General features: G+C 68.6%; 1 protein-coding gene and 1 pseudogene. One reads left to right on the top strand and one right to left on the bottom strand.

What is annotated here, in order from left to right:
- Positions 1–130 precede the first annotated feature (130 nt).
- Positions 131–640, top strand: a pseudogene (locus HGK34_RS22245) (IS701 family transposase); the annotation flags it as partial.
- Positions 641–815: 175 nt separating this feature from the next.
- On the opposite strand, the gene HGK34_RS22240 reads toward HGK34_RS22245, so the two are convergent.
- Positions 816–1,099: transposase (locus tag HGK34_RS22240; protein WP_201851614.1), on the bottom strand; the 284-nt coding region annotated here is incomplete at its 5' end.

Below are 1,099 nucleotides of genomic sequence, written 5' to 3'. Positions count from 1 at the left end.
TCGGCCGCCAGAGCCGAGGTCGCATCCGTCCCCGAACCCGTCAGCTCCACATCTTCCATCGTCATCTCGTCCAGCACACTCCATCTCGATCAGGCCCACAGCCTTACACGAGGTATTTGACACGCCCGCGTGGCTGGAAGAGCGTGACGCCGCCTACGTGCTGGCGACCAAGCGCAACGACACGATGATCACCACCGACGCCGGCGAGTCCCGCATCGAAGACCTCGTCGCCGGGCTCCCAGCCCGCGCGTGGCGGCGCCTGTCGGTCGGCGACGGGGCGCACGGCCCGCGCGAGTACGACTGGGCCCGCATCCCGATCCGGATCAGCTGGCGGGCCGGACGCGCGCACTGGGCCCTGGCCCGCCGCTCGGTCTCCGATCCGAACGAGATCGCCTACTACGTGTGCTACGGACTCCGCCGGTCCACCCTGATCGACCTGGCTCGAGTCGCAGGATCCCGCTGGCGGATCGAGGAATGCTTCCAGCAAGCCAAGAACGAAGCGGGCCTGGACCACTACCAGGCCCGCACCTACCGGGCCTGGTACGCCCACATCACCCTGTCCATGCTCGCCCTGGCCTGGCTGGCCGCCGTGAAAGCCCAGGCCACAAAGGGGGCCGCGGACCCAGACGGGCAGACCTGATCGATCTCACGCTACCGGAGATCCGCCGCCTGCTGACCCACCTCGTCCTACAACACACCCACCCGGCCGAGCACGTATGGGCTTGGTCGACATGGCGCCGAAGACGCCAGCACCAAGCCCGCGCCAGCCACTACCGACGCCGCGGCCACCCACCACCCCAAGTGCCGTTGCAGTACTAGGCCGTGTCCGGTGAATCGCGGAGCCAGAGCATGATCGCGGCGAGGGTGAGTTCGGTGCGGTAGTAGGCGGCTCTCTTGGTGTAGCGGGTGGCCAGGGCGCGGAACTGTTTGAGCCGGTTGAAGCAGCGTTCCACGACGTTGCGGCCCTTGTAGGCCTCGGCGTCGAAGACGGGCGGGCGTCCGCCCCGGTGGCCCTTGCGCAGCCGGTGGGCGGTGTGGTCCTTCTTCTCCGGGCTGGTGAACGTGATCCCGCGTTTGCGCAGCGCCCGGCGGGTTGACG

The sequence above is a fragment of the Myceligenerans indicum genome (assembly GCF_016742955.1).
In the GTDB taxonomy this organism is placed as follows: Bacteria; Actinomycetota; Actinomycetes; order Actinomycetales; family Cellulomonadaceae; genus Myceligenerans; species Myceligenerans indicum.
The sequence above is the reverse complement of the archived record's forward strand: the minus strand, read 5'-3'. Positions and strand labels throughout refer to the sequence as shown.